Origin of the sequence: Streptomyces sp. NPDC048269, from assembly GCF_040652395.1 — a bacterium.
In the GTDB taxonomy this organism is placed as follows: Bacteria; Actinomycetota; Actinomycetes; order Streptomycetales; family Streptomycetaceae; genus Streptomyces.
The window spans coordinates 210,667-230,689 of sequence record NZ_JBEZLW010000006.1 but is presented as its reverse complement, the minus strand read 5'-3'; the positions used below and the strand labels follow the sequence as shown (position 1 = coordinate 230,689).

At 72.5% G+C, this 20,023-nt stretch carries 13 protein-coding genes; 6 read left to right on the top strand and 7 right to left on the bottom strand.

The window, feature by feature from the left end:
• Nucleotides 1–220: 220 nt before the first annotated feature.
• Complete coding sequence (locus AB0D48_RS09795) at nt 221–994, top strand: hypothetical protein (protein WP_362392864.1); 774 nt, start codon at nt 221–223, stop codon at nt 992–994.
• A gap of 53 nt (nt 995–1,047) precedes the next feature.
• Here AB0D48_RS09795 and AB0D48_RS09790 read toward each other — a convergent pair whose 3' ends face one another.
• The 5 genes from AB0D48_RS09790 to AB0D48_RS09770 form a co-directional block, all read right to left on the bottom strand.
• Nucleotides 1,048–1,488 (bottom strand): MarR family transcriptional regulator, encoded by a 441-nt coding sequence (locus AB0D48_RS09790; RefSeq protein WP_362392862.1) that lies wholly within the window; start codon nt 1,486–1,488, stop codon nt 1,048–1,050.
• A 103-nt stretch (nt 1,489–1,591) separates the two neighbouring features.
• Complete coding sequence (lon, locus tag AB0D48_RS09785) at nt 1,592–4,000, bottom strand: endopeptidase La (RefSeq protein ID WP_362392859.1); 2,409 nt, start codon at nt 3,998–4,000, stop codon at nt 1,592–1,594.
• Nucleotides 4,001–4,100: 100 nt separating this feature from the next.
• Nucleotides 4,101–4,859, bottom strand: coding sequence for a DUF4097 family beta strand repeat-containing protein (locus tag AB0D48_RS09780; protein ID WP_362392856.1), 759 nt, complete (start codon nt 4,857–4,859; stop codon nt 4,101–4,103).
• Nucleotides 4,860–5,005: 146 nt separating this feature from the next.
• Nucleotides 5,006–5,875, bottom strand: a complete 870-nt coding sequence (locus AB0D48_RS09775; protein WP_362392853.1) for a sulfurtransferase — start codon at nt 5,873–5,875, stop codon at nt 5,006–5,008.
• A gap of 193 nt (nt 5,876–6,068) precedes the next feature.
• Entirely contained in the window at nt 6,069–7,445 is a 1,377-nt protein-coding gene (locus tag AB0D48_RS09770) for a glycosyltransferase family 39 protein (RefSeq protein ID WP_362392850.1), read from the bottom strand.
• Between the two features lie 293 nt (nt 7,446–7,738).
• Between AB0D48_RS09770 and AB0D48_RS09765 the strand changes: the two genes are divergently transcribed.
• Nucleotides 7,739–8,059 (top strand): hypothetical protein, encoded by a 321-nt coding sequence (locus tag AB0D48_RS09765; RefSeq protein WP_362392848.1) that lies wholly within the window; start codon nt 7,739–7,741, stop codon nt 8,057–8,059.
• Here AB0D48_RS09765 and AB0D48_RS09760 read toward each other — a convergent pair.
• Complete coding sequence (locus tag AB0D48_RS09760; RefSeq protein WP_362392845.1) at nt 8,046–8,717, bottom strand: TetR/AcrR family transcriptional regulator; 672 nt, start codon at nt 8,715–8,717, stop codon at nt 8,046–8,048. The genes AB0D48_RS09765 and AB0D48_RS09760 overlap by 14 nt on opposite strands.
• A gap of 132 nt (nt 8,718–8,849) precedes the next feature.
• On the opposite strand from AB0D48_RS09760, the gene AB0D48_RS09755 reads away from it, so the two are divergent.
• The 4 genes from AB0D48_RS09755 (at nt 8,850) to AB0D48_RS09740 (ending at nt 16,854) form a co-directional block, all read left to right on the top strand.
• The gene (locus AB0D48_RS09755; RefSeq protein ID WP_362392842.1) at nt 8,850–10,670 is read left to right on the top strand and encodes a glycoside hydrolase family 3 N-terminal domain-containing protein; all 1,821 of its coding nucleotides are present in this window, start codon (nt 8,850–8,852) and stop codon (nt 10,668–10,670) included.
• Nucleotides 10,671–10,867: 197 nt separating this feature from the next.
• Nucleotides 10,868–11,608: a response regulator transcription factor gene (locus AB0D48_RS09750; protein WP_362392839.1), complete on the top strand. Its 741-nt coding sequence runs from the start codon at nt 10,868–10,870 to the stop codon at nt 11,606–11,608.
• Entirely contained in the window at nt 11,605–12,693 is a 1,089-nt protein-coding gene (locus AB0D48_RS09745) for a HAMP domain-containing sensor histidine kinase (protein ID WP_362392836.1), read from the top strand. The genes AB0D48_RS09750 and AB0D48_RS09745 overlap by 4 nt, the downstream gene beginning before the upstream one ends.
• A gap of 258 nt (nt 12,694–12,951) precedes the next feature.
• Nucleotides 12,952–16,854, top strand: coding sequence for a multifunctional oxoglutarate decarboxylase/oxoglutarate dehydrogenase thiamine pyrophosphate-binding subunit/dihydrolipoyllysine-residue succinyltransferase subunit (locus tag AB0D48_RS09740; RefSeq protein WP_362392833.1), 3,903 nt, complete (start codon nt 12,952–12,954; stop codon nt 16,852–16,854).
• A 116-nt stretch (nt 16,855–16,970) separates the two neighbouring features.
• Here AB0D48_RS09740 and fxsT read toward each other — a convergent pair whose 3' ends face one another.
• Entirely contained in the window at nt 16,971–19,973 is a 3,003-nt protein-coding gene (fxsT, locus tag AB0D48_RS09735) for an FxSxx-COOH system tetratricopeptide repeat protein (RefSeq protein WP_362392830.1), read from the bottom strand.
• Nucleotides 19,974–20,023 lie beyond the last annotated feature (50 nt).

The window sequence follows — 20,023 nt, the reverse complement described above, 5'->3', positions numbered from 1 at the left end:
CACGGATGAGTTGGCGACCAACTCGGACATCCGGTGCCAGGGCGCGTCCGTGGACAGGCGGTTGAAAGATCCACGCGGGCTTTGGCAGGATGCCCGCCCACACCCCCGGGGGCCCCGGCCGGGGCCTCGGGCGCCCCGCGGGCCGCCGCCCTCGCCCACCCCTCCCCCATTGGTACGGACCTGTCGCGCTCCGGGACCCCTCGCCCGGCAGAATCACCGCATGCGCATCGACCTCGCCTCCGCCCCCGGCAACCCGGAACGCCCCAATGAGGACTGGGTGTCGGCCGCGATCCCCGCTTCGGGCGGCGGCGTCCTGGTGGCTCTGGACGGGGTCACCCCGCCGCGCGGCGACGACGGGTGCGTGCACGGAGTGCCGTGGTTCGCGACCCGGCTCGGCGGCCGATTGACCGAACTGTCCGGATCGCGACGGGACATGCCGCTGGACCGGATCCTGGCGGAGGCCGTCCGCTCCACGGCCGAGGCACACGGGGACACCTGTGACCTTTCTCACGTCCGTACGCCGCAGGCGACGGTGGTCGTCGTCCGCTGGGACGAGGAGTACGTGGAGCACCTCGTGCTCTCGGATTCCGTACTCCTCCTGCAGGCGCCCGGCGGTGAGGTCACGGCCGTGCTCGACGACCGGCTGGACCGGGTCCCGCCCCAGATGCTGCGGTCGCCGGAGTCGGCGGACACGCTGCGGAACGCGGAGGGCGGCTTCTTCACGGCGGCGGCGGATCCGGAGGTGGCGGGCCGGGCGGTGACGGGCCGTACCCCGCGCGGGCGGGTCCGGGCGGTGGCCGCGCTCACGGACGGGGCGAGCCGGTGGACGGACACGTTCGGGGAGGGTGACTGGGGGCAGTGCCTGGCGGTGCTGCGGAAGGAGGGGGCGGAGGGGCTGATCGGCCGGGTCCGCGCCATCGAGTCCGACCCGGCGCGCCCGTCGGCCCGGTACAAGCGGCACGACGACGCGTCGGCGGTCTACGCGGAGTTGTGAGGGCCGGCTCCGGGACTGCTCGCCGGGACAGCCGCCGGGGCTCTGCTCCGGGCCTACTCCGCGCCCGCGTTCAGCTGGTTGAGCAGCCGGGCCAGTTCCGCGACCTCGCCGCGGTCCCAGCCGGCGAGCTTGCGCATGTACTGCTCGCGCCGTGCGTCCCGTACCCGCAGGAACCGCTCGCGGCCCTCGTCGGTGAGGCCGACCAGGAAGGCCCGGCCGTCGGCGGGGTCCGGCTCGCGCGCGACCAGTCCCAGCACCTCCAGGGCCCGCAACTGGCGGCTCATGGTGGCCTTGCCGACGCCGAAGTACGCGGCGAGCTCGGTGGCCCGCTGCCGGCCCGCCGCCTCCAGGCGGGTGAGGAGTCCGTACGCGGCGGGCTCCAGCTCGGGGTGCAGCTCGCGGGCCATCTCGCCGGAGGAGGCGCGGGCGCGCCTGAGGAAGACGGACAGCTCCCGCTCCAGGGCAAGGAACTCCTGGTCTTCGCTCCCGTGCACGTACGGCTCCTTCGGTGGTGTGTGGGCCGCCAGTATTTCGCAGCGGGCACACCGACGGCCCGGGGCCCCGCCGGAGCGGGGACCCGGGCGCCGTGCCGCTCCGCTACGCGGCGGTGGTGAACGGCACCTCCGCCCCGGCCCGGGCCTGTGCAAGGGCGAGCTCCAGGACCTGGCGCACATCGGTCACCGGGTGCACCTCCAGCCCCTCCAGCACCTCGGCCGGGACCTCGTCCAGGTCGGCCTCGTTGCGCTTGGGGATGATGACGGTGGTCAGCCCGGCACGGTGCGCGGCGAGCAGCTTCTGCTTGACCCCGCCGATCGGCAGGACCCGCCCGGTCAGCGAGACCTCGCCGGTCATGGCCACGTCCGTGCGCACCTGACGTCCGGAGAGCAGCGAGGCGAGCGCCGTCGTCATGGTGATGCCCGCGCTCGGGCCGTCCTTGGGGACCGCGCCCGCCGGGAAGTGGATGTGCACGCCCCGGTCCTTCAGGTCGGCCACCGGGAGTTCCAGTTCGGCGCCGTGCGAGCGCAGGAAGCTGAGCGCGATCTGCGCCGACTCCTTCATGACGTCGCCGAGCTGGCCGGTGAGGGTCAGGCCGGCCGCGCCCGTCTCGGGATCGGCCAGCGAGGCCTCCACGAACAGCACGTCGCCGCCCGCGCCGGTCACCGCCAGGCCGGTGGCCACGCCGGGGACCGCGGTCCGCCGCTCCGCCGGGTCCTGGGCGGACTCCGGCACGTGGTGCGGGCGTCCGATCAGGCCGCGCAGGTCGTCGGCGCCGATGCTGAAGGGCAGCTCGCGCTCGCCCAGTTCGTGCTGCGAGGCCACCTTGCGCAGCAGCCGCGCGATGGACCGCTCCAGGGTGCGTACGCCCGCTTCGCGGGTGTACTCCCCGGCGAGCTTCCTGAGCGCCTCCTCCTCCAGGACCACCTCGTCGGCGCCGAGGCCGGCGCGCTCCAGCTGGCGGGGCAGCAGGTGGTCGCGGGCGATGACGACCTTCTCGTCCTCGGTGTACCCGTCGAGGCGGACCAGCTCCATGCGGTCGGCCAGGGCCTCGGGGATGGCCTCCAGGACGTTGGCGGTGGCCAGGAACACCACGTCGCTGAGGTCGAGCTCCACCTCCAGGTAGTGGTCCCGGAAGGTGTGGTTCTGCGCCGGGTCCAGGACCTCCAGCAGGGCCGCGGCCGGGTCGCCGCGGAAGTCGGAGCCCACCTTGTCGATCTCGTCGAGCAGGACGACCGGGTTCATCGACCCGGCCTCCTTGACGGCCCGGACGATGCGGCCCGGCAGGGCGCCGACGTAGGTCCGGCGGTGTCCTCGTACCTCCGCCTCGTCGCGTACGCCGCCGAGCGCGACCCGGACGAACTTGCGGCCCATGGCGTGCGCCACGGACTCGCCCAGGGAGGTCTTGCCGACGCCGGGGGGCCCGACGAGGGCCAGCACGGCCCCGCCGCGGCGGCCGCCGATCACGCCCATGCCGCGCTCGGTGCGCCGCTTGCGCACGGCGAGGTATTCGGTGATGCGGTCCTTCACGTCGCTCAGCCCGGCGTGTTCGGCGTCGAGGACGGCACGCGCTCCCTGGATGTCGTACCGGTCCTCGGTCCGCTCGTTCCAGGGCAGCTCCAGGACGGTGTCCAGCCAGGTGCGGATCCAGGAGCCCTCCGGGCTCTGGTCGCTGGCCCGCTCCAGCTTGTCGACTTCCTTGAGCGCGGCCTCGCGGACCTTCTCTGGGAGGTCGGCGGCCTCGACGCGGCTGCGGTAGTCGTCGGACTCCTCGCCCTCATTCTCCCCGTTCAGCTCGCGCAGTTCCTTGCGGACCGCCTCCAGCTGCCGGCGCAGCAGGAACTCGCGCTGCTGCTTGTCGACGCCGTCCTGGACGTCCTTGGCGATGGACTCGGCGACGTCCTGCTCGGCGAGGTGGTCGCTGAGTGCCTTGACGGCCAGCTTGAGCCGGGCGACCGGGTCGGCGGTCTCCAGCAGTTCGACCTTCTGCTCGACCGTCAGGAACGGCGAGTACCCGGAGTTGTCGGCGAGGGCAGACACCCCTTCGATCTGCTGGACCCGGTCGACCACCTGCCAGGCCCCGCGCTTCTTCAGCCAGCTGGTGGCGAGCGCCTTGTACTCCTTGACGAGCTCGGTGACCGCACCCGGGAGCGGGTCCGGCACGTGCTCGTCGACGGTCTCGCCCTCGACCCAGAGCGCGGCCCCGGGCCCGGTCGTCCCGGCGCCGATACGGATCCGCCCGCGGCCGCGGATGAGCGCGCCGGGGTCCCCGTCGGAGAGCCGCCCCACCTGTTCGACGGTCCCGAGCACACCGGTGCCGGCGTACTTCCCGTCGATCCGCGGCACGAGCAGCACCCGGGGCTTCCCGCTGCCCGCCGCCGCCTGGGCCGCCTCGACGGCCCCGCGTACCTCGGCGTCGGACAGGTCCAGCGGAACGACCATCCCAGGCAGCACGACCTCGTCATCGAGCGGCAGCACGGGCAGAGTGAGCGTTACGGACGTCGAAGCCATGATCTTCCCTCCGGCAGTGAAGTTGAGCTATGCCGACTCAATGCATGTGCGCCGCCCATTGTTCCCCAACCTCCGTTCGCCCGGGGCGAACGGAGGGGGATCACCCGGTCGGCGCGGAGATGCGGACGTCGCCCGAGGTGGTCTTCGCCGAGAGCTGGGAGGAAGCCGAGGGGTCCGCGGGGAGGGAGACGTCGCGGGCGCCGGAGGTCGTGGTGACCGCGAGCCGGTAGGGGGCCCGGGGAACCTTCAGGGTGACGTCGCCCGAGCTGGTTTCGGCGAGCACCGAGGACGGGGCCTGCGCGAAGTCCAGGTGGGCGTCGCCCGAGTCGGAGCGGATCTCGGCGGTGGGGCCGGCCAGACCGGAGGCGGTGATCCCGCCCGAGGAGGTACGGGCCTTCAGCGGGCCCGCGATGCGCTCGGCCCGGACCTCGCCGGAGTCGGCCCTCAGCTCGGCCGCGGCCACGCCCGTCACCGTGATGCGGCCGCCGCTGCTCTCCAGCTTGACCGTGGCGGAGGCCGGAACCTCCAGGCGGTAGTCGATGAAGCAGGTGGCGGTGCAGCCATCGGAGAAGGTGAGCACGCCCGAAGTGACCCGTTGTCCGGGCGTGGGAACGGTGTCGCCCCGGTAGTGGACGGTTCGGCGCACTGTGACTCCGGGGCCGGATCCGGGGGTGACCTCGATCGAGCCCGCCCGGGCGCCGCTGACCTCCACCGCGGAGACGGCCTCGGTGACCGTGGCGTCGGCGGTCGCCGTCTTCCGCGGGCCGTCCCCGAACGAGCAGCCCGCCAGGAGGAGTCCCGCCCCGAGGACGACGACAGCGGTACGGGCGGGGCGAGGTGACACGGCGTAAGAGGTCATGGTCACGAGTCTCGGGCGGGAAGCGCCCGCGGCCGATGGGGCCGGTCCCCGGACCGGTGGTGGGGTTAACCCCCGGTCCGGCCCCGGGCGCCCCCCGACCACTCCGGCCGCCCCGACCGGCCCGGCCAACCCGCGCCCTGCCGCCCTCAGCCCGTGACCACCGGCCGCTGGTCCGAGGGGGTGCCCCACTCGCTCCAGGAGCCGTCGTACACGGCGAGGTCGCGGTAGCCGGCGAGGGTGGCGCCGAGCGCGAGGACGCAGGCCGTCACTCCCGATCCGCAGCTGAAGTAAAGGCGCTCCCGGTCACCGGTCAGCGCGCCGATGCCCGCGCGGAGTTCGGCGGCCGGGCGCATCCGGCCGTCGGGGCGCTGGAGTTCGGCGAAGGGCAGGTTGAACGCGCCCGGCATGTGGCCGCCGCGCAGGCCCGGGCGGGGTTCGGGGGCGGTGCCGGCGAAGCGCTCGCGGGTGCGGGCGTCGAGGACGGCCGCCGCCGGGTCGGCCAGGGCCGCGGCGACGGTGGCACCGTCGACCAGCAGCCCGGGCCGGGGGCGGGCGGTGAAGGAGCCGCGCGGGCCCTCGTACGCCGGGCCGGTGGCCTCCACGGGCAGTCCCGCGGCCGTCCAGGCCGGCAGTCCGCCGTCGAGCACGGCGGCCCGGTCGAAGCCCATGGCGCGCAGCATCCACCAGGCGCGGGCGCTGGAGTAGATGCCCGCGCCGTCGTAGACGACCACGGTGGAGGTGTCGTCGACGCCGAGGGCCCGCATCGCCTCGGTGAACCGGGCGGCATCCGGCATGGTGTGCGGGGCGGGGGCATCGTGGTCCGACAGCTCCCCGTCGAGGTCGAAGGGGCGGGCGCCCGGAATCCGGTGGGCGGCGCCGCGGTGGACGCCGACGGAGGCGTCGAAGAGCACCAGCCCGGGCGCGGCGAGCCGCTCCGCGAGCCAGTCCGCGCCGACCAGCGGTCCGGGGTTCCCGGAATCGGCCCCTCGGGACGGGGAGTTCTGGGACGTGGGCATACGGCGCCTCCTGTGCGAACCGGGTCGCCCCATCCTCGCAACGGCCCGGCGCGCGCACGCGTCCGGGCCGGACCAAGATTCAGGGAACAGGGCCCACGGCCCGGCTCACGGCCCCACGGCCCCACGGCGTCACGGCCTCACGGCTCACAGCTCACAGCTCACAGCTCACAGCTCACAGCTCACAGCTCACAGCTCACGGTCCGCCGCAGCCTCCCGGCCTGGCGTACACGGCGACCCGCGCCCCTCGTACCTCCGTGACCGAGCACCGGTCGAACCAGGCCGCCAGCGTCTGCCGTTTCACCGCCTCCCGCGGGTACGGATCCAGCGGCTGGCCGGCCGGGTCCAGCAGGGCGACCACCCGCGGGGATTCGATCAGCGCCTCCCGGAGGGCCGGTGACGGCAGCTCGGTGCCCTGCAGGCTGTGCGATGCCGCCGGGGTGCGGTCCAGGGCGACGTCGCGCAGCCCCGCGTAGACGCCCGGCGAGGACAGCAGCCACTCGCGCCGCCGCGACGGCAGGAAGACCACCGCGTCCCCCGGCCGTGCCTGCTCCCGGACCGCGGCGGCCACCGCGAGGACGTCGTCCTTGCGGCTCTCGGGCGTACGCAGCCACGCCGACCAGAAGCCGAAGGACACGAGGAGGGCGGCGGCCGCGAGCCAAGGCCACCAGTCGCGGACGGGTGCCAGGCGGGCGCCCGCCAGCAGGGCGAGCCCGGCCAGCGCGTAGAGCACGTACCGGTCGACGTACCAGGGGTCGAACAGGGAGACCGCCATCAGCAGGCCGGGCGGCAGCAGCGCGAGCGGCAGCGCCACCCGTACGAGCTCTCCCGGCGCTCCCCGCGCGAGCAGCAGGGCGGCCGCCGCGAGAACCCCGTACGCCACCCAGTCCTGCCAGGCCGGCCGCCCGAGCCAGCCGAGCTGCTGCTGCGCCTGCCGCGCGCTCACCACGGCGAGCGGCAGCAGCAGGGCCACCACGGCCCCGGCGGCGAGGCGCCAGCCGCGCGAGCGCCAGGCGGTGAAACCGTGCGCGAGGAGGGCCAGTACCGCGAACTCGTGCAGCCAGCAGCCGAGCAGCAGCACCACCCCGTACGCCGCCCACCGCTCGCGCAGCATCAGGTACGTCGCCCACACCACGGCCGCGGCGACCAGGGCGTAGGAGCGGCCCTCCTGGGCGTACATCTGTACGGGCGGCAGCACGGCGTAGCCGAGCCCGGCGATCAGCCCGGCCCGCTCCCCCGCCAGCCGGCGGCCGATCGTGGCCACCCCGGCGCACGCGAGGGCGGTGGCGGCCACGGAGGGCAGCCGCAGGGCCCACAGGCCGCCGTCCCAGGCCAGGAACACGCCGTGCATGAGCAGGTAGTGCAGACCATGGACCGCGTCCACCTGGCCCAGCAGCTCCCAGAGCCCGCCGAGCGGCCGGTGGGCCACCTGCCAGGTGACCGACTCGTCGCGCCACATGCTGCCGCGCCGCTCCAGACCCCAGAGACCGAGGAGGACGGCGAGCAGCGGGGGCAGGGCGCGCCGGGACCAGGGGGCGATGCGGGTGATGGCTGCCTCCGGGTGCTGTCGCAACGGGCGTGGGGACTCCATACTCGGGGTTCGGGGGAGTACCTGCGGAGGTGGGTGTGCGAGCGTTCCGAGCGGTGGCGGGAGCGGTGCTGGGCGCGGTGGTCCTGGCGGGATGCGGGGCGTCCGCATCCGGTGGGGGCGACGACGCGCCTCCGACGCCCCGGCAGACCGCTACGGCGGCCACACCTGGCCCGACAGACCCGACAGCCCCCACAGCCTCGACGGCCCCGCTGCCGAGCGGCGCCGCGAGCCCGACGGCCGGCAAGCCCCCCGCCGCTGACGAGACCCTCGTCCGGGTGAGCCGCAGCGGTGGCTACGCGGGCCAGACCCACACGCTCGTCGTCAAGGGCGACGGCTCGTGGACCCGGCTGGACGGCAAGGCCAAGCCGGAGGGCACCGGAAAGCTCTCGGAAGCCGGGCTGGCCGCGCTGCGCACCGCCCTCCGTGACGCGGACTTCGCCGGGCTGCCCCGGATTTCGACGGGCGAGGGCAACGTCTTCGACGGGTTCACGTACGCCTTCGTGCACGGTGGCTACGAGGTGACCGCCGCCCAGGAGGCCCTGGCCCCGGCCCTGCAGAAGGTGCTGGACGCCCTCCCGCCGTTCAATCCGAGCTAGGCAGGCCCGTCCCGGCGGCCGAGAGCACCCGCAGCTGCCGGTCGAGGAAGGCGTGCAGCCTGGCCGGCATGTCCACGCTTCCGGGGGCCAGGCCCCACTGGATCTGCAGTCCGTCCATCACGGCCAGGATCTCCCGGCCGACGGCCTCGCAGTCGGTGCCGGGGCGCAGTTCGCCGCGCGCTACGCCGGCTTCCAGCAGGTCGACGGTGTAGCCGAGCACGCGGGCGTAGCGCTGCTGGAAGTACTCGTGCGCGGGATGCCCGGGGTTTCCGGATTCGCCGACCAGGGTGGTGAACATCCGGACGATGCCGGGCCGCCGTTCGTTGTCGGCGGCGAGGGCGACGACGGTGGCGAAGTGTGCGGCGACCGACTCGGCAGGCTCGCCGAACAGCCGTTCGACGTCGTGCTGTTCGCTGTGCGCCAGTACCGAGAGCAGCAGGTCCTCCTTGCCGCGGAAGTGGTGCAGCAGCCCGCCCTGGGTGATCCCGCAGTCGGCGGCGATCCGGGCCAGCGAGGAGGCATGGAAGCCCCACCGGGCGAAGTGCGCGACCGCGGTGTCGAGGATCTTCTGCCGGCGGGCGTCACCCACCGCGTAGGTCCCCCGGCCCGTGGGCCCCGGGGTGGCCCCCGGGCTCGTGCGCCCCTTGTGCTGTGCCATGCCGTCCACCCTAGACGGCCCGTTCCGGCCCCCCTCGGAGAGTGATCCACGTCACTTTTTGAAAACCTAGTGGGTGCATGGTTTTCGCGTCTACCTTGGGGCGTCCGCGCCACCGCCCTGAGGAGTACGGCCATGAACGCCATCCCCGCCGCGCGTCGTCTTCCCTATCTGGACGCCACTCTCCCCGTGGACCGGCGCGTCGAGGACCTGCTGTCCCGGATGACGCTGGAGGAGAAGGCCGGCCAGCTCTTCCACTCCATGCTGATGATGAACGCGGACGGCACCCCGGTCACCGAGACCGACGGCTCGATGCTCCCGTTCACCACGCCCGAGCTGATCGGGGACCGCCTCCTCAGTCACTTCAACCTGCTGGGGACCTACGGGGCCCGCGAGATGGCCCTGTGGCAGAACGCCGTCCAGGAGATGGCCGCGGCCACCCGCCTCGGCATCCCGGTCACCCTCTCGACCGACCCGCGGCACGCCTTCACCGACAACGTCGGCGCCTCCTTCAACGCCGGGGCGTTCTCCGCCTGGCCCGAGGCCCTGGGCCTGGCGGCCATCGGTGACCCCGAGCTGGTCTTCGAGTTCGCCGACACCGTCCGCCGCGAGTACCTGGCCGTCGGCTTCCGCGTCGCCCTGCACCCCCAGATCGACCTGGCCACCGAGCCCCGCTGGGCCCGCCAGTCCGGCACCTTCGGCTCCGACGCCCGCCTGACCGGTGAGCTCGTCCGGGCGTACGTACGCGGCCTCCAGGGCCCGTCCCTCGGCCCCGCGTCGGTGTCAGCCATGGTCAAGCACTTCCCGGGCGGCGGCCCCCAGAAGGACGGCGAGGACCCGCACTTCGCCCACGGCAAGGAGCAGGTCTATCCGGGCGGCATGCGCGAGCACCACCTGGAGCCCTTCAAGGCCGCCATCGCCGCCGGCTGCGCGCAGATGATGCCGTACTACGGCCAGCCGGTCGGCACCGACTGGGAGGAGGTCGGCTTCGGCTTCAGCAAGGGCGTCGTCACCGGCCTGCTGCGCGAAGAGCTGGGCTTCGACGGCATCGTCTGCACCGACTGGGGCCTGCTCACGGACGCGGCGATCTTCGGCCAGACGCATCCGGCGCGCGCCTGGGGACTGGAGCACCTGAGCGTCGCCGAGCGCGCGGCCCGCGTCCTGGACGCCGGCTCCGACCAGTTCGGCGGCGAGCAGTGTCCGGAGGTGATCGTGGAGCTGGTCCGCTCGGGCCGGACCGCCGAGTCCCGCATCGACGACTCCGTACGCCGCCTGCTGCGCGAGAAGTTCCGGCTCGGCCTGTTCGAGAACCCGTACGTGGACCCGGACGCGGCGGCCGAGACGGTGGGCCGGGCCGATTTCACGGCGCGGGGCGCCGCGGCGCAGCGCCGCTCGCTCACTGTCCTGACAAATCCGGAAGGATTCCTTCCGCTCTCCGCGAAACTCTCCGTGCGATCTGCGCGATCCGCGCCACCCGTGCGATCCGCGAAACCGAGGCTGTACGTGAGGAACGTGGACGAGGCCGTCGCCGCCGAGTACGGCGAGGTCGTCACCGACCCGGCCGAGGCCGATGTGGCCGTGCTGCGCCTGCGGACCCCGTACGAGCCGCGCGAGAACATCTTCGAGTCCTTCTTCCACTCGGGCTCCCTCGCCTTCCCCGAAACCGAACTCGCCGAGATCCTGAGCCTGCTGGACCAGGTCCCGACCCTGGTCTGCATCAACCTGGAACGCCCCGCCGTCATCCCGGAGATCGCCGGGCGCGCGGCGGCCCTGATCGCCGACTACGGCGCCTCCGACGCCGCCCTGCTGGACGTGGCCTTCGGCCGCGCCGTCCCCGAGGGCCGCCTCCCCTTCGAGCTCCCCCGCTCGATGCGGGCCGTCGAGGCCTCGCGCCCCGACGTCCCGAACGACACGCAGAACCCGGTCTTCCCCCACGGATACGGACTGTCGCTGTAGGGCACACGGACAGCGAGGCGGCGTCGCCTCCTCGCCCGCCGGGTGCCGGTCCAGTGGGGGGTCCGGCACCCGGTACATCCCCCCCAGTACCAGGATGATCAGCACAAATGCCCTGTCCGAACCCCGCATAGCCGCAGGCCGGTGCCTCCTCTACGCTGCACCCCACCACGCAGATCTTCATGGGGCGGGACCGGGACATGGAACAGACACACACCACCCACAACGGCGCATCGGCGACCCCCGGCGCCCAGCGGCGCGTACTCGTCGTCGAGGACGACCACACCATCGCGGAGGCGATCGCGGCCCGCCTGCGGGCCGAGGGCTTCCAGGTGCAGACGGCCTCGGACGGCCCGGCCGCCGTCGCCGCGGCCGAGAGCTGGCTGCCCGAGCTGTTGGTCCTCGACATCATGCTGCCGGGCTTCGACGGCCTGGAGGTGTGCCGCCGGGTCCAGGCCCAGCGGCCGGTGCCGGTGCTGATGCTCACCGCCCGGGACGACGAGACCGACCTGCTGGTCGGGCTCGGGGTGGGCGCCGACGACTACATGACCAAGCCGTTCTCGATGCGCGAGCTGGCCGCGCGCGTCCACGTACTGCTGCGGCGCGTGGAGCGGGCCACCCTGGCCGCGCACGCCCCCCGCGGGGCCACGCTGCGCCTGGGTGACCTGGAGATCGACCACGCGCAGCGCCGGGTCCGGGTGCAGGCCGAGGACGTGCACCTGACGCCGACCGAGTTCGACCTGCTGGTGTGCCTGGCCGGTACCCCGCGTGCGGTGCTCTCGCGGGAGCAGCTGCTGGCCGAGGTGTGGGACTGGGCCGACGCGTCCGGGACCCGGACGGTCGACAGCCACATCAAGGCCCTGCGCCGCAAGATCGGCGCAGAGCGGATCCGTACGGTCCACGGCGTCGGGTACGCCCTGGAGACCCCGGCGCAGGCGTGAACAGCGCACCGAGGCAGCGGTCCGCCGGGGCCCTGCGGCCCTTCTCGCCGTTCTCGATCAAGACCAAGCTGGGCACCCTGGTGGTGGTCTCGGTCTTCATCACGACGGGCTTGCTGCTGGTGGCCCTGCGCACCGACACCGAGCTGCGGTTCATCACGGTCTTCTCGGTGATCGCCTCGATGCTGATCACCCAGTTCGTGGCGCACAGCCTGACCTCGCCGCTGGACGACATGACGACGGTGGCCCGGGCGATATCCCAGGGCGACTACACCCGCCGGGTGCGCGGCGCCGGGCGCCGCGACGAGCTGGGCGACCTGGCCTCAACGATCAACCTGATGGCGGACGACCTGGAGGCGGTGGACCGGCACCGCAAGCTGCTGGTCGCCAACGTCTCGCACGAGCTGCGCACGCCGATCGCGGCGCTGCGGGCGGTGCTGGAGAACGTGGTGGACGGGGTCTCGGCAGCCGATCCGGAGACCATGCGCACGATGCTGAAGCAGACCGAGCGCCTCGGCCGGCTCGTGGAGACGCTGCTGGACCTGTCCCGGGTGGACAACGGGGTGGTCCCGCTGCGTGCCCGGCGCTTCGAGGTGTGGCCGTACCTGTCGGGGGTGCTGAAGGAGTCGGCGCTGGCGGCAGCGGGCAGACCGGGGCTGTCCACCGGGTCCGGCGGGCACACCCGCAACGACGTGCACCTGCACCTGGACGTGTTCCCCCCCGAACTGACGGCCTACGCGGACGCCGAGCGGCTGCACCAGGTGGTGGCGAACCTGATCGACAACGCGGTCAAGCACAGCCCCCCGCACGGCCGGGTCACGGTCCGCGCGCGGACCGGCGAGACGCCCGGCAGCCTGGCGCTGGAGGTACGGGACGAAGGTCCCGGCATCCCCGAGGCGGAGCGGCACCGGGTCTTCGAGCGGTTCAACCGCGGCAGCGCGCGCGGCGGCGACGGCGGCACGGGACTGGGCCTGGCGATCGCCCGCTGGGCGGTGGAACTGCACGGGGGGCGGATCGGAGTGGCCGAATCGTCACGGGGCTGCCGCATCCTCGTCACGCTTCCGGGCAGCTCGCAGGCGCCGAGTTGACGTAGGGTTCGAGTGGGAAGGACATGATCTCGGCCACACGTGCCCGGGGTCCGTCAGGGGTGCGAAGCCAGGAGGCCGCAACCTCGGTGCCCCCTACCCGAACCACACGTGTTTCCCGCCATTCCAGGCGGTGAAACCCGCCGTTCGATGTGACCTGCATGACGTAAGTCCCGCCCGGTCTGCATCTCACGGCCCAGGAGGCGTAGCCTTTATTCCCGCTGTCCATACCTTGTGAAGCGGAAGAGGGCGGTTGCCGCCGTGTCGCCACAGTCCCCCAGTAACTCGAGCACCACGACCGAAGCAGGAGAGGGCGGGAAGAACCCCGCCTCAGGCTTCGGTGCCAATGAGTGGCTCGTCGACGAGATCTATCAGCAGTACCTCCAGGACCCGAACTCGGTCGACCGGGCCTGGTGGGACTTCTTCGCCGACTACAAGCCGGGGGGCCCTGTCGCTCCGGTGAAGGCCGAAGAGCCGAAGAAGTCCCCTGCGACGACGGACGGCGCCTCCGCACAGGCCGCCGCCACCGTCACCGCAGCCCCGCAGGCCGCCGACGCCGCCGCCACGGGGGCGGCGAGCGCCGCGCCCGGTGCGCGCACCGGCTCCACCGGAGCGGCCGGCGCCGCGCCGACCTCTCCGCCTGTGTCAGCTCCTGCCCCTGCTCCTGCCACCCCCTCTGGTGCCCCTGCTGTGACTGTCACCTCCCAGGCCCCGGCCGCCGCACCGGCCGCGCCCGCCCCCTCCACTCCCGCAGCCCCCAAGCAGGCCGCGCCCGCCACCGAGGCCCCCGCGGGCCCCGAGCTGGTGACGCTCCGCGGCCCGGCTGCCGCTGTGGCGAAGAACATGAACGCCTCCCTCGATGTGCCGACGGCCACGTCCGTCCGCGCCGTCCCGGTGAAGCTGCTGTTCGACAACCGCATCGTCATCAACAACCACCTGAAGCGCGCCCGGGGCGGGAAGATCTCCTTCACCCACCTCATCGGCTACGCGATGGTGCAGGCCATCAAGGCCATGCCGTCGATGAACTACTCCTTCGCGGAGAAGGACGGCAAGCCCACCCTGGTCAAGCCGGAGCACATCAACTTCGGTCTCGCGATCGACCTGGTGAAGCCGAACGGCGACCGCCAGCTGGTCGTCGCCGGCATCAAGAAGGCCGAGACCCTCAACTTCTTCGAGTTCTGGCAGGCCTACGAGGACATCGTCCGCCGCGCCCGTGTCGGCAAGCTGACGATGGACGACTTCACCGGCGTCACCGTCTCGCTGACCAACCCCGGCGGCCTGGGCACCGTGCACTCCGTGCCCCGCCTGATGCCCGGACAGTCGGTCATCATGGGCGTCGGCTCCATGGACTACCCCGCCGAGTTCCAGGGCACCTCGCAGGACACCCTGAACAAGCTGGGCATCTCCAAGGTCATGACCCTGACCTCGACTTACGACCACCGGGTCATCCAGGGCGCGGCCTCCGGCGAGTTCCTGCGCATCGTCTCGAACCTGCTGCTCGGCGAGGACGGCTTCTACGACAGCGTCTTCGAGTCGCTGCGCATCCCGTACGAGCCGGTCCGCTGGAACCGCGACATCGACGCCTCTCACGACGACGACGTCACGAAGGCCGCCCGCGTCTTCGAGCTGATCCACTCCTACCGGGTCCGCGGCCACGTCATGGCCGACACCGACCCGCTGGAGTACAAGCAGCGCAAGCACCCCGACCTCGACATCACCGAGCACGGCCTCACCCTGTGGGACCTGGAGCGCGAGTTCGCGGTCGGCGGCTTCTCCGGCAAGTCGATGATGAAGCTCCGCGACATCCTCGGCGTGCTGCGCGACTCGTACTGCCGCACCACCGGCGTCGAGTTCATGCACATCCAGGACCCGAAGCAGCGCCGCTGGATCCAGGACCGCATCGAGCGCCCGCACTCCAAGCCGGAGCGCGAGGAGCAGCTGCGCATCCTGCGCCGCCTGAACGCGGCGGAGGCCTTCGAGACCTTCCTGCAGACGAAGTACGTCGGCCAGAAGCGCTTCTCCCTGGAGGGCGGCGAGTCCGTCATCCCGCTGCTCGACGCCGTCATCGACTCGGCCGCCGAGGCCCGCCTCGAAGAGGTCGTCATCGGCATGGCCCACCGCGGCCGCCTGAACGTGCTCGCGAACATCGTCGGCAAGTCGTACGCGCAGATCTTCCGCGAGTTCGAGGGCAACCTCGACCCGAAGTCGATGCACGGCTCCGGCGACGTCAAGTACCACCTGGGCGCCGAGGGCACCTTCACGGGCCTCGACGGCGAGCAGATCAAGGTCTCGCTCGTCGCGAACCCCTCCCACCTGGAGGCCGTGGACCCGGTCCTGGAGGGTGTCGCCCGCGCCAAGCAGGACGTCATCAACAAGGGCGGCACGGACTTCACCGTCCTGCCGCTGGCCCTGCACGGCGACGCGGCCTTCGCGGGCCAGGGCGTGGTCGCCGAGACGCTGAACATGTCGCAGCTGCGCGGCTACCGCACCGGCGGCACCGTGCACGTGGTCATCAACAACCAGGTCGGCTTCACCGCCGCCCCGGAGTCCTCGCGTTCGTCGATGTACGCGACCGACGTGGCCCGCATGATCGAGGCGCCGATCTTCCACGTGAACGGCGACGACCCGGAGGCCGTGGTCCGCGTGGCGCGGCTCGCCTTCGAGTTCCGTCAGGCGTTCAACAAGGACGTGGTCATCGACCTCATCTGCTACCGCCGTCGCGGCCACAACGAGTCCGACAACCCGGCGTTCACGCAGCCGCTGATGTACGACCTGATCGACAAGAAGCGCTCGGTGCGCAAGCTGTACACCGAGTCCCTCATCGGTCGCGGCGACATCACCCTCGAAGAGGCCGAGCAGGCGCTCCAGGACTTCCAGGGCCAGCTGGAGAAGGTCTTCGCGGAGGTCCGCGAGGCCGCCACGGCTCCCGCCGGCGCCCCGGTGCCGCCCGCGCAGGTCGCGCAGGAGTTCCCGGTCGCCGTGAACACCGCGGTCTCCCAGGAGGTCGTCAAGCGGATCGCCGAGTCCCAGGTCAACATCCCCGACCACGTCACCGTCCACCCGCGTCTGCTGCCGCAGCTGCAGCGCCGCGCGGCGATGATCGACGAGGGCACCATCGACTGGGGCATGGGCGAGACCCTCGCCTTCGGCTCGCTGCTGATGGAGGGCACCCCGGTCCGGCTGTCCGGCCAGGACTCCCGCCGCGGCACGTTCGGCCAGCGCCACGCGGTCCTCATCGACCGGGAGACCGGCGAGGACTACACCCCGCTGCAGTACCTGTCGGACGACCAGGCCCGCTACAACGTCTACGACTCGCTGCTCTCCGAGTACGCGGCCATGGGCTTCGAGTACGGCTACTCGCTGGCCCGCCCGGACGCGCTGGTCCTCTGGGAGGCCCAGTTCGGTGACTTCGTCAACGGCGCGCAGACCGTCGTCGACGAGTTCATCTCCTCGGCCGAGCAGAAGTGGGGCCAGACCTCCGGCGTCACGCTGCTCCTGCCGCACGGCTACGAGGGCCAGGGCCCGGACCACTCGTCCGCGCGTCCCGAGCGCTTCCTCCAGATGTGCGCGCAGGACAACATGACGGTCGCGATGCCGACCCTGCCGTCGAACTACTTCCACCTGCTGCGCTGGCAGGTCCACAACCCGCACCACAAGCCGCTCATCGTCTTCACCCCGAAGTCGATGCTGCGTCTGAAGGCGGCGGCGTCGAAGGCGGAGGAGTTCACGACCGGTTCGTTCCGTCCGGTCATCGGTGACACCACGGTGGACGCGAACGCGGTCCGCAAGGTCGTCTTCTGCGCCGGCAAGTTCTACTACGACCTGGAAGCCGAGCGCGAGAAGCGCGGCATCACGGACACCGCGATCGTCCGCATCGAGCGGCTGTACCCGCTCGCGGGCGCGGAGCTCCAGGCGGAGATCGCCAAGTTCCCGAACGCGGCGAAGTACATCTGGGCCCAGGAGGAGCCGGCGAACCAGGGTGCGTGGCCGTTCATCGCCCTGAACCTGATCGACCACCTCGACCTGGCGGTCGGCGCGGAGGTTCCGGCGGGCGAGCGCCTGCGGCGCATCTCGCGGCCGCACGGCTCGTCGCCGGCCGTCGGCTCGGCGAAGCGCCACCAGGCGGAGCAGCAGCTCCTGCTGAACGAGGTCTTCGAGGCCTAGTCGCTGCGCGGCTCAGCAGTACGGAAGGCCCGGCCCCCTCGGGGGAGCCGGGCCTTCCGGCCGTTTCGGGCTGCGCCGGGGCTGGCATCGGCTGATGCCGCCCGCAGGGCCGGGGGCTACGGCTGGGGCTCGAAGTCCCAGTACGGGCGGGTTTGCTGGCGGGCCGAGACCGTGTGGACGTGCTGGGGGCCCAGCGTGCGGATGAGGCCCTTGATGCCCGCCTCCTCGTGCTTGCCCGCCTCCGCGTCCTCTCGTACGGACCTGAGGTCCGCGGCCAGCGCGATCTGCGCGCTCAGCGTCATCGGGTGGTCCGGGCCCAGCACCTGCTCGGCGGTGCGCAGGGTCTCCCGGCTCAGGTCCAGCGCGTCCTCCAGGCGCCCCGTGATGTTGCGGTGCCCGGTGGCGTTCAGGGCGCAGCCCAGCGTCCAGGGGTGCCGGTCCCCCAGCGCGCCCCGCATGCCGACCAGCGCCTGCTCCGCGAGCGACAGGGCCTCCACCCGCTCGCCCTGCGCCCGCAGCACCAGGCCGAGGTTGCCGACCGTGCCGATGCTGTACGGGTGGGCGAGGCCCAGCTGGGACTGGTAGCCGCGGACCACGTCCTCGGAGATCCGGCGGGCCTCGCCGATGTCCCCGTACTCCCTGAGGTAGGTGGCGTAGTCGGAGGCCACCATCAGCGTCCACGGGTAGTCGACCCCGAAGACGCGCGTGGCCCGCTCCCACACGGCCCGCAGCCGCATGCCCGCACCGGCGATGTCGCCTGAACGCCGCAGGCACAGCCCGAGGTTGTGCTCGGCGCGCAGGGTCTGCGGGTGGCCCAGCCCCAGCACCTGGGTGTTGAGCTTGAGCCCCTGTTCCTGCCGGGTCTGCGCCTCCCGGTAGCGGCCCATCATCCGCAGCCCCATGGCGCAGGCGATGCCGGAGGAGAGGGTGGAGATGTGCTGGGCCCGCAGGACCCGTTCGCGGCGGCGCAGGGTGTCCAGGTCGAGGTCGTACGCGTCCTGGTAGCGGCCCAGCAGCCGGTAGGTGGCGGCCAGGTTGTTCTGGGCGCCGAGGGTGGTCGAGTCGTCCTCGCCGAGCAGCTCGCGGTACGTGGCCAGGCAGTGCTCGAAGATCTGGCGGGCCTGCTCGAACTTGGCGATGCACAGCAGGACTCCGCCGTAGGCGCTGCTGGCGCGCAGCGTCTCCAGGTCGCGCTCGCCGCGTTCCGAGGTGAGCCGGTCGGCGACGGCCTTGGTGAGGGTCTCGGCGCGGCGGAAGAGGCCCAGGTTGCGCAGGGCTCCGCCGTACTGGTAGCTGAGTTCGCGGACCTTCGGGTGGTCCTCGCCGAGCATGGCGCGCCAGGCCTGGTCGGTCTCCTCGCAGAGCCGCAGGCAGGTGCGGTACTCCCCGGCGAGGATCAGGTAGCGCAGGCAGTGCAGCAGGAAGTTCTGGATGCGCGGGTTGCTGCTGGTCAGCACCCCGGCGGTGGCCAGGTGCGGGATGAGTTCGGCGTAGCGGGGCCACAGCCGGGAGTCGGAGGGCCGGCCGGGGTCGGCGGCGGCGAGGACCTGGCGGACGGCGCGGGAGAGCGGTTCGGCCTCGTCCTCGGAGAGGTTGTCGCGGACGATGCCGTGGACCATGCGGTGCAGCTGTACGGTCTCCAGCCCGCCGCCGCCCTCCTCCACGGGCAGGTCGGAGTACTCCAGGCGGACCACGGAGAACTGGACGAGCTTGTTGAGGGCCGCGTTCCACCGGATCTGGTCGTTGATCAGCCCGGCCAGTTCCTCGGGCACCTCGTCGGCGGGGAACTCGCGCAGCAGGCGCAGCGGCACCGGCCCGGGGGCGAAGAAGACGAACAGCCGCAGCAGGGAGAGCGCGTCGGGGAAGTTCTCCCGGACGTTGTTGAGCAGTATGGCCAGGGCCGTGGGGAAGGGCAGCGGGTAGTCGTCGGAGACGGTGACGGCCTCGCGGGAGTCCAGCCGGCGCTGGAGCAGCGCCAGGTAGTCGCCGACGGTCAGCGGGGAGTCGGCGAGCCAGCCGGCGGTCTGGTCGAGGGCGAGCGGGTAGTCCTCCAGGGCCTCCGCGAGCTGGTCGGCTTCCACGGCGGTGAGCCGCAGCGCGCGGCGGCGGATGAAGGTGATGGACTCGGGGCGGGCGTAGAGCGGCACTTCGACGAGGCTGGTGTGCCGGGAGGCCCATTCGCGGTTGCGGGAGGTGATGATGACATCGCCCGCGCCGGTGGGCAGCAGGTCGGTGAGGTCGTCGGGGTTGTCGCAGCCGTCGAAGACCATCAGCCAGCGGCCGTACGGGGATCCGCGGCGCAGCGCCTCCAGGACGGCCCGGATCTGCTCGCCGTAGCTTCCGGCGCCGCGCGGCAGGCCGAGGGCGGGGGCCAGGTCGGCGAGGCGCTCGCGCAGGGTGGGCCGGTCCTCGGCGGGCACCCACCACACCACGTCGTACTCGGAGGCGAAGCGGTAGGCGTATTCGGTGGCGACCTGGGTCTTGCCGACGCCGGAGAGCCCCAGGAGGGTGACGGTGGAGGCGCCGGCCGGGGCTTCGGCGAGCGCGGCGCGCAGGGTGCCGATGACGTCGTTGCGGCCGGTGAAACGGGGGTTGCGGCGCGGGACCCGGCCCCAGATCTCGGGCGGGTCGTTGGGGAAGCGGGGGCCCCGGCGGCCGGTCTCGGTGCCGATCCGGTCGGTGGGCAGCTCCAGGCGGCGCAGCACGCGGTACTCCGCCTCGTACGCGTCCAGGCCCCACAGGTCGGTCTTCTCCAGGACGGCGACGGCGCTGGGCAGCGGGGCGTCGGTGAGGCAGACGGCCGCGAACCGGTCGGGGTGGCGGTCGGTGACCGTGCGCAGGGCGGTGTTCCACTCCTCGTCAGTGTGGGTGCCGGCGGAGAAGTAGCGTTCGCTGAGGACGAGGAGGACCCTGCTGCCGGAGCGCGCGAGGTCGTCGAGGGCCTGGGCGAGGCCGGGGCTGTTCTGCGGGTCCCAGCGCTGGAGGGCGACGCGGTGGCCGTGCTCCTCCAGCCGGTGGGCGATCCACACGGCCCAGGGCCGGTTGAACCCCGCGAAGCTGATGACGAAGCGCTGCGGCCCAGCGGCTGAGGTGGTCTGTTCCTGCCGACTACCGGTCATGCGGCCGTCTCCCTGAGATCCGGGCAGTGGACGGGGTTGAAAAGGTACCG